16 protein-coding genes are annotated in these 13,379 nt (G+C 38.4%); 1 reads left to right on the forward strand and 15 read right to left on the reverse strand.

Annotated features, from left to right (window positions below; translation table 11 throughout):
* Positions 1 to 25: 25 nt before the first annotated feature.
* Genes hisIE through NST76_RS18055 form a run of 7 tightly spaced genes read right to left on the reverse strand, consistent with a single transcriptional unit; the run spans position 26 to position 5,744 of the window.
* Positions 26 to 643, reverse strand: a complete 618-nt coding sequence (gene hisIE, locus NST76_RS18025) for a bifunctional phosphoribosyl-AMP cyclohydrolase/phosphoribosyl-ATP diphosphatase HisIE (protein WP_342544278.1) — start codon at positions 641 to 643, stop codon at positions 26 to 28.
* Complete coding sequence (gene hisF / locus NST76_RS18030) at positions 640 to 1,401, reverse strand: imidazole glycerol phosphate synthase subunit HisF (protein WP_036126732.1); 762 nt, start codon at positions 1,399 to 1,401, stop codon at positions 640 to 642. The genes hisIE and hisF overlap by 4 nt, the downstream gene beginning before the upstream one ends.
* On the reverse strand, positions 1,395 to 2,027 hold the full coding sequence (gene hisH, locus NST76_RS18035) for an imidazole glycerol phosphate synthase subunit HisH (RefSeq protein WP_058844362.1): 633 nt from the start codon (positions 2,025 to 2,027) through the stop codon (positions 1,395 to 1,397). The genes hisF and hisH overlap by 7 nt, the downstream gene beginning before the upstream one ends.
* Positions 2,024 to 2,623 carry an imidazoleglycerol-phosphate dehydratase HisB gene (gene hisB / locus NST76_RS18040; protein ID WP_036126736.1) on the reverse strand — a complete coding sequence of 200 codons (600 nt, stop codon included), beginning with the start codon at positions 2,621 to 2,623 and terminating at the stop codon, positions 2,024 to 2,026. Before hisB ends, hisH begins: the two co-directional genes overlap by 4 nt.
* A gap of 4 nt (positions 2,624 to 2,627) precedes the next feature.
* Positions 2,628 to 3,902: a histidinol dehydrogenase gene (gene hisD / locus NST76_RS18045; protein ID WP_058844361.1), complete on the reverse strand. Its 1,275-nt coding sequence runs from the start codon at positions 3,900 to 3,902 to the stop codon at positions 2,628 to 2,630.
* Positions 3,903 to 3,934: 32 nt separating this feature from the next.
* Positions 3,935 to 4,579, reverse strand: coding sequence for an ATP phosphoribosyltransferase (gene hisG / locus NST76_RS18050; protein WP_036126740.1), 645 nt, complete (start codon positions 4,577 to 4,579; stop codon positions 3,935 to 3,937).
* Complete coding sequence (locus tag NST76_RS18055; protein ID WP_036126742.1) at positions 4,572 to 5,744, reverse strand: ATP phosphoribosyltransferase regulatory subunit; 1,173 nt, start codon at positions 5,742 to 5,744, stop codon at positions 4,572 to 4,574. Before NST76_RS18055 ends, hisG begins: the two co-directional genes overlap by 8 nt.
* Before the next feature lie 562 nt (positions 5,745 to 6,306).
* Here NST76_RS18055 and NST76_RS18060 point away from each other — a divergent pair.
* A complete protein-coding gene (locus tag NST76_RS18060; protein WP_036126744.1) occupies positions 6,307 to 6,510 on the forward strand; it encodes a hypothetical protein in 204 nt (67 codons plus the stop codon).
* Positions 6,511 to 6,594: 84 nt separating this feature from the next.
* Here NST76_RS18060 and NST76_RS18065 read toward each other — a convergent pair whose 3' ends face one another.
* The 8 genes from NST76_RS18065 to NST76_RS18100 all read right to left on the reverse strand — a co-directional run bounded on the left by NST76_RS18065 (position 6,595) and on the right by NST76_RS18100 (position 13,151).
* On the reverse strand, positions 6,595 to 7,137 hold the full coding sequence (locus NST76_RS18065) for an acyltransferase (protein ID WP_036126746.1): 543 nt from the start codon (positions 7,135 to 7,137) through the stop codon (positions 6,595 to 6,597).
* Positions 7,138 to 7,143: 6 nt separating this feature from the next.
* On the reverse strand, positions 7,144 to 7,785 hold the full coding sequence (gene ppaX, locus NST76_RS18070; RefSeq protein ID WP_036126748.1) for a pyrophosphatase PpaX: 642 nt from the start codon (positions 7,783 to 7,785) through the stop codon (positions 7,144 to 7,146).
* Positions 7,786 to 7,798: 13 nt separating this feature from the next.
* On the reverse strand, positions 7,799 to 8,620 hold the full coding sequence (gene lgt / locus NST76_RS18075; RefSeq protein ID WP_036126751.1) for a prolipoprotein diacylglyceryl transferase: 822 nt from the start codon (positions 8,618 to 8,620) through the stop codon (positions 7,799 to 7,801).
* A 48-nt stretch (positions 8,621 to 8,668) separates the two neighbouring features.
* The gene (gene hprK / locus NST76_RS18080; protein ID WP_036126752.1) at positions 8,669 to 9,604 is read right to left on the reverse strand and encodes an HPr(Ser) kinase/phosphatase; all 936 of its coding nucleotides are present in this window, start codon (positions 9,602 to 9,604) and stop codon (positions 8,669 to 8,671) included.
* A gap of 138 nt (positions 9,605 to 9,742) precedes the next feature.
* On the reverse strand, positions 9,743 to 10,060 hold the full coding sequence (gene cccB, locus NST76_RS18085) for a cytochrome c551 (RefSeq protein ID WP_036126754.1): 318 nt from the start codon (positions 10,058 to 10,060) through the stop codon (positions 9,743 to 9,745).
* Positions 10,061 to 10,108: 48 nt separating this feature from the next.
* Complete coding sequence (locus NST76_RS18090) at positions 10,109 to 10,951, reverse strand: YitT family protein (RefSeq protein WP_036128012.1); 843 nt, start codon at positions 10,949 to 10,951, stop codon at positions 10,109 to 10,111.
* Between the two features lie 160 nt (positions 10,952 to 11,111).
* Positions 11,112 to 12,341 (reverse strand): HDOD domain-containing protein, encoded by a 1,230-nt coding sequence (locus tag NST76_RS18095; protein WP_036128015.1) that lies wholly within the window; start codon positions 12,339 to 12,341, stop codon positions 11,112 to 11,114.
* Positions 12,342 to 12,503: 162 nt separating this feature from the next.
* Positions 12,504 to 13,151, reverse strand: coding sequence for a VTT domain-containing protein (locus tag NST76_RS18100; RefSeq protein ID WP_036128018.1), 648 nt, complete (start codon positions 13,149 to 13,151; stop codon positions 12,504 to 12,506).
* Positions 13,152 to 13,379: the final 228 nt, after the last annotated feature.

A 13,379-nucleotide genomic window follows, 5' to 3' on the forward strand; every position in this document is an offset into this window, starting at 1 on the left:
ATACCATACAATCAATAATATGCCGTTATTTCTCCTCGTGACGTTTTTCCAACACATGTAGAACATCATAAATACTTACTTTTTGTTCTTGTAGCAATACTAGGAGGTGATAGATTAAATCAGCTGCCTCCCATTTTACTTCTTCGGCATCGCGGTTTTTAGCCCCAATGACAACCTCAGTTGCCTCCTCCCCAACCTTTTTACAAATTTTATCGATACCCTTGTCAAATAAATATGTAGTATAGGCTCCTTCTGGCATTTCCTGCTCACGCTTTGCAATCACACGCACAAGTTTAGCGATGATGTCTACAGAGCCAATCTGCTCATTTTGTTGAATCACCTCTGTAAAGCAAGAAGTTGTACCATTATGACAAGCTGGGCCAGCGGGTAGCACTTCCACCACTAATGCATCCTGATCACAGTCTGCTTTTACGGACACCACTTGTTGTCTATGACCACTTGTTGCTCCTTTATGCCACAGCTCTTGACGAGAACGAGAATAAAACCAAGTTTCTCCTGATTCAATTGTTTTAGCTAATGATTCTTTATTCATATAGGCCACTGTTAGCACTTCTTTTGTGTTGGCATCTTGTACAACAGCTGTAACAAGACCTTTCTCATCGAACCGAATATTCTCTATCATCTTACTGCCACTCCTTTGTCACGTAAGTATTCTTTTACTTGTAATACGTTCGTTTCTTTGTAATGGAAGATTGAAGCCGCCAATGCAGCATCTGCATCTACCTCTTGTGCTAATACTTCGTAAAAATGTTCGGCATGTCCCGCTCCACCACTAGCGATAACAGGAACTGTCACTGCCTCTCTTACCGCTTTAGTTAAGGCCAAATCAAAGCCAGATTTTTCACCATCTTGATTCATACTTGTTAATAAAATTTCCCCTGCTCCTAAGCGCACGGCTTCTTGTGCCCACTCAACGGCTGACCAAGTTGTTTTATTGCGTCCACCATGTGTATAAACCATCCATGTGTCATCTTCTTCACTATAGCGAGCATCGATTGCAACAACGATACATTGTGCACCAAAGAAATCAGCGCCCTCTTGAATAAGAGCTGGTCGCTCCAAAGCAGATGTATTCACGGATACTTTATCAGCACCTGCACGTAAAATACGCTTCATATCTTCCAACGTACGAATACCACCACCAACTGTAAAAGGTATTGCAAGTGTAGCAGCTGTTTGACGAACAACATCTATCATCGTTTCTCGACCTTCATGTGAAGCAGAGATATCTAAAAATACAAGCTCATCTGCGCCCTGCTCATCATAGAACTTTGCAAGCTCCACTGGATCACCTGCATCACGGATAGATACAAATTGGATACCTTTTACAACGCGACCTTCCTTGACATCAAGACATGGGATAATACGTTTTGTTAGCATGCCTTCACACCTTTCAGCCATTGCTCTAATAAATAAATGCCTAGTTCTCCCGATTTTTCAGGGTGAAATTGCATGCCTGTCACGGAACCATTCGTTACAATACCAGGTACTTTTATGCCACAATAGTCTGCATAGGCAACAAGCTCAGATTCCTGAATATGTGTCGCATAAAATGAGTGAACAAAATAGACATGCTTCGCTGATACTTCACCGTCCAACCATGCAGGGCGATTCGTCAAGATCAGTTCATTCCATCCCATATGCGGCACACGATATGCTTGATCTCCTTCGATACCACTAAAGCGTTGAATATGTCCCTTGAAAAAACCTAGCCCTTGTGTTGGGGTTACTTCTTCACTTTGCTCAAACAATAATTGCATGCCTAGACAAATTCCCAATAGAGGGCGATTTTCACTTTGTGCCTTTTGTAAATAACGGTCTATTTTAGTTTCTGCTAAACGCTTGCGAGCATCAGGAAATGCGCCAACCCCCGGTAATAGTAGTGCATCTGTTGCATCTAACACGCTCTCATCAGCCGTCACAACGACCTCACAGTCTAGTCGTTTTAATGCTTGTTCTACACTAAATAAATTGCCCATTCCATAATCAATAACACCTATCTTCACGTTAACAGCCCCTTAGTCGATGGTACTCCTTTAACACGTGGGTCAATTTCAACTGCCGCATCAATCGCACGTGCTAATGCTTTGAAAATCGCCTCAATAATATGATGTGTATTATGGCCATAAGGTACAATCACGTGAACATTCATGCGTGCCTCTAGCGCAAATTTCCATAAAAATTCATGCACTAATTCTGTATCAAACGTTCCCACTTTTTCCTTTAAAGTTGGCACACGATACTCTAAATGCGGACGATTGGAGCAATCTACAACTACCTGTGCTAGTGCATCATCCATCGGCACAAATGCTGTGCCATAGCGTTTTATGCCCTTCTTATCACCAAGTGCTTCACGAACAGCCTGCCCTAAGACAATGCCAAGATCCTCTGTTGTATGGTGATCGTCGATATAGGTATCACCATTTGCTTGTATGGTCCCATTAAATAATCCATGCTTCATAAATAAATCGAGCATATGGTCCATAAATCCCACACCAGTTTGAATATTTGCTTGCCCTTCACCATCTAAATCGATTGCTACTGAAATTTGCGTTTCATTTGTTGTACGCTCTACCTTTGCATATCTCTTCTTTACTGTCATCGCCCTATTCCTTCTCCCATCCGCGTGATTCCACTGCACGTGCATGCCCCTCTAAGCCTTCCATACGTGCTAGACGTGCAATTTTTGGTGCATTTTCTTGCCATGTTTTTTCACTGTAATAAACAATGCTTGATTTCTTTACAAAATCATCTACGTTTAAGCCACTTGCAAAACGAGCCGTGCTATTCGTTGGTAATACATGATTGGTTCCTGCAAAGTAATCTCCCACAGGCTCCGAGCTATACCGACCTATAAAAATACCGCCAGCATGTCTTATCTGTTCAACAATCGTTTCAGCATTTTCTGTCACAATTTCTAAATGCTCAGGCGCTAATGAATTAATGGCTTCCACCGCATGTGACATCGTTTCAGCTACATAAATGACCCCGAAGGTTTCTATGGAGGCACGAGCTACTGCCTGACGTGGCAATTCCAGCAATTGCTTCTCTACTTCCTCAGCTACCCTTTGAGCTAATGGCTCTGAGGTAGTGACAAGGATGGCACAAGCCAATGCATCATGCTCTGCCTGTGATAACAGATCTGCAGCTATTTCATCAGGATATGCTGTATCATCTGCCAAAACCGCAATTTCACTTGGCCCCGCGATCATATCAATTGCTACTTCTCCAAATACCTCACGTTTGGCGAGAGCCACAAAAATATTCCCTGGACCTGTAATTTTATCAACTGGAGCAATTGTTTCTGTACCATATGCAAGTGCAGCAATCGCTTGTGCACCACCAATTTTATAAATTTCATCCACCCCTAAAAGATGAGCTGCCACAAGGACACCTGCTGGCAGTTTCCCATTCTGACCTGCCGGAGAAGTAATGACGATACGCTTCACACCTGCAACCTGAGCTGGAATCACATTCATTAATACAGATGAAGGATATGCTGCTGTACCACCTGGAACATACAATCCTACTGCGTCTAGTGCTGTTACGCGTTGACCTAGCCAAGAACCTTGTCCTAGCTCTAAGCGATAGCCTGAACGTATTTGTTGCTCGTGATACAGACGAATATTTTCGGCTGCTTCTGCTAAATCCTTATGAAGTTGCTGGTCTAGCGTATTTACTGCTTCCTCGATTTCTGCCCCTGTAACACGTAAGCTCTCAGGGGCATAGCCGTCCCATTTTTCAGTATAAGTACGGAGCGCTATATCTCCTTGTGTCCTAACATCTGCTAGCACTTGTCGCACAACTTTTAATTGTTCCTCATTTCCCCCTTCAAGTGGTCTTTTTAAGGAAATGCCTTTTTCAAGCTTTGTTATTTTCATAGGATTAATCCCCTTTAGTCCTTCATATGTAGCTAAATATGATTCCTTTTTTGCTCATTTACACATTTCTTTAATCGCTTCACAAGATCAATAATACGCTCACCCTTCATACGATAACTTACGGGATTTGCAATTAATCGTGATGAAACAGCTGTAATAAACTCATATTCTACTAAGCCATTTTCTTTTAAGGTACGCCCTGTTGAAACGATATCGACAATGCGATCAGCTAAACCAATCATTGGTGCTAATTCAATAGAACCGTTCAGCTCGATGATTTCAACCTGCTCTCCAATGCCCTTGTAGTACTTCATTGCGATATTCGGATATTTCGTAGCGATTCTAGGCGCAATTTCATTCATTGGTGTGTTCGGTAATCCCGCAGATGCGATATAGCAATGACTAATTTTTAAATCTAATAACTCATGCACTTCACGCTGTTGTTCTAACAAAACATCCTTCCCAGCAATGCCAATATCAGCAACACCATGTTCAACATAGACAGGGACATCCATTGGCTTGGATAAAATAAAGCGAATTTTTTCCTCTGGTATCTCAATCATTAATTTACGTGACATTTCTACCTCTTCTGGTAAATTAAAACCTGCCTCTAACAGCATTTGATATGCCTCTTCAAAGATCCGTCCCTTTGGCATTGCAATTGTTAATTCATTCACCGCCTACTTCCCCCTGTCCAACAACCACCACTTCTGTAAAGTATGCTAAAAAGGCTGCCTCATCAACTAGGCTACTACGCAACTGTAAAGTAGCTAATTTTCCTGCTGCCCGTAATGTTTTCACCTTTAGTAATGCTGCCTCGAATTGTTCTTCTTCAAAAAGCACAACTGTTGCTTCCTGTCGTTTCTCTGACTGGCTATTGAAGGTTTCTAATAAACGATCAACTCGAATACTAAAACCTGTTGCACCAACTTTTGAGCCAAATACTTCTAATAAACCATCATAGCGTCCACCATTTCCTAACGGAAAGCCACTTCCTACCGCAAAAACTTCAAAAAGCATGCCAGTGTAATAACTCATATGACTCGAAAGGGTGAAATCAAAAGCTATATACTCAGCTAAGTCAGCCAATTCCAGCAGTTGAGCAAGTTGTTGCATGTATTCTAATGCATCATTTTTACGCACATATTTTTCAATATCCCGGATGTCTTTAACATTCATTGCCTCCCCAATAAATTGTAGGAGGGCATCAGATTTAGCTTTGGGTAGATCAAATGATTCTACTGCTTCTTCAAATCCTACATAATTTCGTTGAACCAACAATGTTCGAAGTGTTGCTTGCTGTTCAATACTCTCTGTGTAATCTTGTAAAATGCAATTTAGTATACCCGCATGACCAATCGTGACTTTAAACTCTTCTAATTTAAAATGTTTTAATAGCTCCATTGCTGTCACAATAACTTCTGCATCGGCAAATACAGATTGATCCCCTATTAACTCAATCCCCATTTGATCGAACTCCGCTGGTCTTCCACCTTCCGTTTCTTGAGCTCGAAAAACACTTGCGAAATAAGCAAGACGTAAAGGAATCATTTCTTTTAATAATTTCGATGTAGCTACTCGAGCAATCGGTGTTGTCATATCAGGTCGTAATACTAATGTATTTCCTTGGCTATCCACTAGCTTAAATAAATGAGCATCAGCAATAGCTGAAGCTTTCCCCACTGTATCGAAATACTCTACAGCGGGTGTTTTAATGAACTCATAACCCCTTTTATATAAAAAGTCTCTGCCAGCATGCCTAACGGCTTCAACCTTCTCATAGATTTGCGGAAATGTATCGCGCATTCCAAGTGGTTTTTCAAACATTTTTATCGACGACATATGAACACTTCCTTACATTTCACTTTAATTCACTAGAGTGTTAGAGAATTAGATTATGAAAGAATTCTAACTTATTTCTTTTAAGCAGTCAACTTTTCTTCTTTAATTAACGAAATCTTTAAATACTTATTATTCTGTTAATTATACCTATTACTTAGTGAACAACGGTATAAAAACAAGACATCATTTCTCTTAAATTTTGACAAAATGTTTTACTGAGAATGAGAATATGTCTAAAATGTGACATGATGATTATAAATCAACTAAAGTATTCACTAAAAAATTGAGAATGATTCTCTCTTATACAATTGTTGGAAAAAATTAAGTTTTATCAACAACCTATTCTCAATACAGTCACGCATATATTATATAGATATAATATTATTGGATGAAATATTAAAAATGATTCTCAATCTCATTATCAATAAGAATACCTTAATATCAATACTTTTATTGATTATTACTCTCATTCTATTTTTTCTTTTACTTTTTTAAAAGCTTAATATAGAATAGCATTAATAACAAAAAACACCATATAAACTACACATTGGAGGGATTTATTATGGCATGTCCATTCGTACAACTAAGTGAGCAAATGATCGTAAGTATTTGTAAAGGTGAGTTTTACCCTGGCGACAAAGTAACACTTCATACAACAGAAGACATAGATGGGACTGCAATTAAATCAACCTTTGTTGAATCAACTTGCTTAGGTGATCACGACAATTGTGAATTCAAATCAGACTATGACGCAGCGCTTGCATAAATATTAAAAGCTACTCCAAAACCGGAGTAGCTTTTTAATATGAAAAAACTCACGAAGTATGTAGTCATACAACGTGAGTTTTTATTATTTTTTTGGTGTACACCATTCTACAACCTCATTGCGCTTACGCTCAGCCATTTGTTCAGCCGTATAAATAATTCGCATAGGATTGCCCCCTGCCAAACACCCTGCCGGCACATCCTTATGTACAAGGGTGGCGGCTGAAACAATGGCACCGTCTCCGATTGTTACACCTGGTAGAATCGTTGAATTTGCGCCAATCATTACTTCATTTCCAATATAAACATCACCTAAGCGATATTCCTCTATTAAATACTCATGCGCTAAAATTGTCGTATTAAAACCAATCACTGTATTTTCACCAATGAAAATACGTTCGGGAAACATGGTATCTGGCATGACCATTAAGGCTAATGAAGTTCGCTCGCCAATAGTCATGTTTAAAAATGTACGATAAAGCCAGTTTTTCACACGTAAAAATGGTGTGAAGCGTCCAATTTGAATGACAATGAAACACTTCATCACCTTCCAAAAGGACACCGTGTCATATATATTCCAAAGCGAATTGGCTCCTTCGACACGATAACGTTCTGTTTTACGCGCCATCTGCCCTTACCCCTCTTTCACAATATCCAATAAATCTGTCATATGCTGTAGCATATATTCTGGTTGATATTGCTGTAAGTATGCCTCACCTTTAATTGCCCAAGCAACACCTGCTGCTCTTACACCTGCACGATGCCCTGCTTCAATATCGTGCGAATTATCACCAATCATAATGGCATCTTCTTTGTCTATTCCTAAACGTTGTAAAGCAAGTAGTACTGGCTCTGGGTCAGGCTTCACATTTTTTACATCATCTGTGCCAATACGCACATCAAATAAATGTGTCGCACCCATAATAGAAAGCCCACGATCAATAGTCTCATTACGTTTTGTTGAAACGATAGCCAATCGAATACCCTGTGCTTTTAATTGCTCTAGTGTTGACACAACATCAGGATATTCGCTAACTAGTTCATCATGATGCTCTATATTCCAAGCGCGATAATTTGCGATCAAAGCTTCCTCTTCATCTGGTGCAATGTCATTAAATGTCTGTTTGAGTGATGGACCAATGAATTTCAAGCAATCTTTTGGCGAATATTGCCCGGGAAATCGCTCATTTAATACATGCATAAATGTTTGAATGATTAAATCATTCGTATTAAGTAACGTGCCATCAAAATCAAACAATAGTGCTTTAACAGCCATATTTTACATCCCCTTATTTATTATCCAAGTATTTTACGGCTGGCTTTACCTTTATTCTGCGATAAATAATGGCACCTAGTCCAACTACAATACCAATAATGGACACTACCTGTGCTGAGCGTAAATCGCCTACTAGGTAGAGACTATCTGTACGCATACCTTCGATATAGAAGCGACCAATAGAATACCAAACTAGATAGCTAAAGAAAATTTCCCCACGATTTAAGTTTACTTTACGTAAGACTAATAAAATGATAAGCCCAATCAGGTTCCAAACGGATTCATATAAAAATGTCGGATGTACATAAGAACCTAATTCTTCGATATACATTTGATTGATAATCCAATCTGGTAGCATTAGATTTTCTAAAAAGGCTTTTGATACTTCCCCACCATAAGCCTCTTGGTTCATAAAGTTGCCCCATCGACCAATAATTTGTCCAATTAAAATACTAGGTGCTGCAATATCTGCTACTCGTAAAAAGCTTACATTTTTTATACGAGTAAATATGTAAGCTGTGACAAATGCTCCAATAAGTGCACCATGGATGGCAATACCGCCATTCCAAATCTCAATGATTTTACCTGGATTTTCACTATAGTAATCCCATCGCATGGTCACATAGTAAATACGTGCACAGATGATGGATATAGGAACTGCCCATAACAATAAATCTGCCAGGAAGTCTTCAGGCAATCCCCGCTTAACGGCCTCTCTCTGCCCGACAATATATGCTAAAATGATTCCCGACACAATTAACAATCCATACCAACGAACCGGAATAGGCCCTAAATGAAAGGCAATCGGGTCAATCTGTAATAGTAGTAAATCCATCTTCTGCTCCTCTCAATATGTCATTCACATAATTTAGTTCACAACTGTTTAATCATCTAACTCATCATTAGATGAAATTACTTCATCTAAACGTCTTGAAAACTCCTCTGCTGCGTTTACGCCCATTCTCTTTAAGCGGTAATTCATCGCAGCCACTTCAATAATAACGGAAACATTCCGTCCTGGTCTTACAGGAATCGTTAGTTTGGTTAGTTCCGTATCAATTATTTTCATTTTCTCTTCTTCTAAGCCTAATCGATCATAAACTTTTTGCGGGTCCCAAATTTCCAGCTCAATAATGAGTGTAATCCGTTTATACGGACGCACTGCACTTGCACCAAATAGCGTCATAATGTCAATAATGCCGATTCCGCGTATTTCCAATAAATGCTCTAGTAAAGGTGGGGGACTACCAATTAAAAGGTTTTCTGATTCTTGACGAATTTCTACACAATCGTCCGCTACTAAACGATGACCCTTTTTAACAAGCTCAAGTGCTGTTTCACTCTTCCCAACGCCACTTTTACCAATAATAAGCACACCAATTCCATACACATCGACAAGCACGCCATGCGCTGCTGTCATTGGTGCTAAGCGTCCCTCTAAATAGTTTGTTAATCTACTCGAAAATTTGGTTGTCGTCATATGTGTTTTAAAGACAGGAACATGCTTTTCGTTGGAAGCCTGAATCAGCTCCTCAGGGACTTCTAAATCTCGAGAAATAATAATAGCAGGTGTATCTTGCGAACAAAGTAAACGCATACGCTCAAGCTTGACATCTGCTGGCAGCATTTCGAAAAAAGACAGTTCCGTTTTGCCAAGCAATTGGACGCGATTTGCCGGATAATGTGTAAAGTATCCTGCCATTTCAAGTCCTGGTCTTGAAATATCACTAGTGACGATCGTTCTTCCAATTCCTTCTTCGCCAGCTAATAACTCTAACTTAAATTTCTCCATAACATCTCTTGTTAATACTACGACCAATGAAAAAGCCTCCAATCAATGGATAAGGTTCTTCTTATTTTAGCATGTCTATGTCTAAAAGGAATGTATTTACTCTCAACACAGCGTTTACCTCCATAAAAAAACTAGCGGCTCTCCAGCCCGCTAGTTTTATAAATACTATTTTTGAGTTGCCAACCATTTGGCTACTGCCTCAGCATCTGCCCCTTTTACAACCCCTGGAGGCATACCGTTTTTACCGTTATTGATAATATCTAAAATTTCTGATTCAGATAAACGAGCACCTACGTCATTTAATGCTGGACCACTTGCACCTTGTAACTCGCCACCATGGCAAGAAACACAAGATTTCATGGCAATCGCTTCACCATCTGGCTCTGTAGCACCTTCATTATTACTTGCAGTTTTATCTCCGCCACCACATGCAGCTAAGAAGATTGCTGATCCGAACACTAATGTTAACATTGCTTTTTTCATTAGTACCCCTCCTCATAATAAATACCTTACGCCGCCATTATACCAAAATTATGCACGTTTGAAACCTTCTCCTAATACCTCATAAGCATCAGAAACGATGACAAACGCTGATGGGTCAACGCTTTTAATGAGTTGTTTCAGCTTTGTGAATTCTGTTTGATAAACAACAACCATGAGAACTGGTCGTGCTTCTCCTGTATAGCCACCGATTGCTGGTAACTTAGTTATACCACGATTGATTTCAGCATAAATGGCTTCTCTTACCTCATCTTGTTTCAATGTAATAATATAGACCATTTTAGATTGGCTAAAACCTAACTGAATGATATCAATCGTTTTTGTTGTAACATAAAGTCCAATCAGAGCATACAAACCTTTTTCTAAATCAAAAACAACTGCTGCACTAATTGCGATGATTCCATCAATTAACAGTACACTTGTTCCAAGCGACAACCCAGTAAACTTCGTTATGATTTGCGCTAGTAAATCAGTGCCACCAGTTGAAGCATTCCCTTTAAAGACCAGTCCTATTCCTAAGCCAACAACAATTCCACCAAAAAGAGCTCCCAGTAAAGCATTATCAGTCCAAGGCTCCCAGCTATTCGTTAACAAGACAATAAAAGGTAACGTAATGGTACCGATAAATGATTTAATCCCAAATTTTTTGCCTAGCAATAATACACCAGCAATAAATAATGGTACATTAAATGCATATTGAACAATTCCCGGATTCCATCCAAACAAACCATGCAAAATCGTACTAATGCCACTTACCCCACCTGAAGCGACTTGATTTGGTAATAAAAAAACATTAAAACCAATAGCAATTACTGCCGCTCCAACAATCACATACACATACTCCACAATGTTATCTCTCACATCATGTCTCATTTCCCCACGCCCACTTCAACTATCAGAATTTTTTAAAGACGAGATGATTATAGCAAATACTCTTCATATTGAGAACTTCATCTTGATGAAGGGAATATGCCATTGTGGAAATATAAAAAAAGCTATCTTAAATGAAACGTTAAGATAGCTTTTGCACAGTTTAAAATGATTTTTCAGCCCATTCCATGGCTTCATAATATAAATGATCAATATCAACTAGTGGAATATTCAACTGTGTCGCTAGCTCTTCTAGACGTGGCCAATCTAACTTCCCTAGTGCGATACTAAACTCTAGATAGGGTGTCATATCCGTTTCAATGCCCAAAATGGTGCTCGTAATATCCTCTGAGAACGGTAATTGTTGTAAAATGACCTCTATAGGTCTTTGAAGCAACGTATCAATGAGTGAAAACATGCCTACTAAGAAATATTCTGAGAAATTCTTTTTGTAAGAAAGCTTCGCTAGCTTTTCACAAACCTTTGCTCGGAATAAAGATGTACACAGCACTTCTTTAAAAAGATCAGAATTGGCGTCTATATCGATTTCTCGCATGGCCAATAAATAGATCCATTTTCGTAAATTTGATACGCCCAGTAACACAATGGCTTGTTTAATGGAGCGTACCTTCGATTTAGATCGTTTAGATGAATTATTAATCATTTGTAATAATTTATACGTCAATGAAATATCACGTTCGATATTTTCCGCTAATAATTGGATATTTGGCTCTTCTTCTTTTAATAAAGAGATGATGTGAATATATTGAATTGTATTCGCTGGAATGTCTGTTGCTCGTATTATTTGAGGTTGTTCAAAAAAATAACCTTGAAATAACACATAGCCAGAAGATTTAGCTACTTCAAACTGATGACGCGTTTCTACTTTCTCAGCGAGTAATTGAATGTTTGGAAACTTATCCTTTACTTTAACTTCAATTTCCATTCGTTTAACGATAGATGATGCTAAAAAATCAACCTTAATATAATCAATCTGCTCAAATAATTCATCATAAATTTCCACATGCTCATCCATAATAAAATCGTCTAAAGCAATTTGGAACCCATGTTTTTTTAGCTCAATTACACGTTCCACTAACTGAGGAGTAAGTGGAACATCTTCTAGTATCTCAATCACAACCTGTGAAGGATTTAAAAATTCATGAATGGAGCTCATCAATAAGTTTTCAGTAAAATTAACAAAACCCGGTTTACCTTTTGTTACCTCTTCAAAACCAATTGAAAGAAATGAGTTCACAAGTACGTCAATCGTTGCTGCATCTGAATCGACCATTGGAAAGGCATTGACGTTTTTGCCACGATATAATAATTCATAAGCAACTACCTGCTCATGAAGATTAAAAATAGGCTGTCTGCCAATAAATACTTCCATTTCGCTGCCCCCATTTCTTCATATTCTAGTAATATATAGTATATCATTTTTACGACCTGTTGTTTATACTTCACACTAATTTAGTATGGTCACTATTAGACATATAACACAAGAAAGGACAGTCCTAGTGATGATCCATTGACCACTTTAGGACTGTCCTCATTATTTACCTACTCTAGATTTGATAGCACCAATAACTGCAGGCACAACTGATATAAAGATAATCAAAATAAGGACAACCGAGAAGTTATCTTTAATAATAGGAATATTACCAAAGAAATAACCTAGTAATGTACAGCTGAATACCCATAATATTGCACCAAAGATATTATAAAATAAGAAATAGCTATATTTCATTTTACTTGCACCCGCCACAAACGGGATAAATGTACGAATAAATGGCATGAAACGAGCTATAACAATCGTTTTCCCACCATGTGTATTAAAGAATTTTTCAGCTGCCTCCATACGTTCTTTTTTAACAACTCTTCCGAGGAGGCTCTTTGGAGGGATTGATGTTCCTACCTTATGACCAATATGATAGTTCATCGTATCTCCTAAAATAGCTGCTGCTAAAAATACAGGAATTAAAATCCACATATCAAAGGCACCCATTGCAGCTGCTAATGTTCCACTTGCAAATAGCAATGAATCACCAGGTAGGAATGGGAAAATGACAACGCCTGTCTCTACAAAAACAATCGCAAATAAAATCAGATAACTCCAATTGCCAAAATCACGAATAATTTCTTCTAAATGCACATCGATATGCACAATAAAGCTTATTAACTCCTTAATGAGTTCTAACATGTTTTTGTATGCTCTCTTTCAATAGTATTTTTACCTAAAAGCTTTGACGTAGCTTCACATCAAAGGGTTCCAGTTTTGTACGTCTTTTTACATTACTTCCTCACTATATGACAAGCTCTTGAAAAGTATGTAGAAGATTTCACATGTTTGATTTTATCACTTACAGACAACTACTCTCAACTGATTTTACTATTATACGAATAATGTACATAAAAAAAAGCTACCATT

Origin of the sequence: Lysinibacillus sp. FSL W7-1291 (assembly GCF_038593415.1) — a bacterium.
Classification (GTDB): Bacteria; Bacillota; Bacilli; order Bacillales_A; family Planococcaceae; genus Lysinibacillus; species Lysinibacillus fusiformis_D.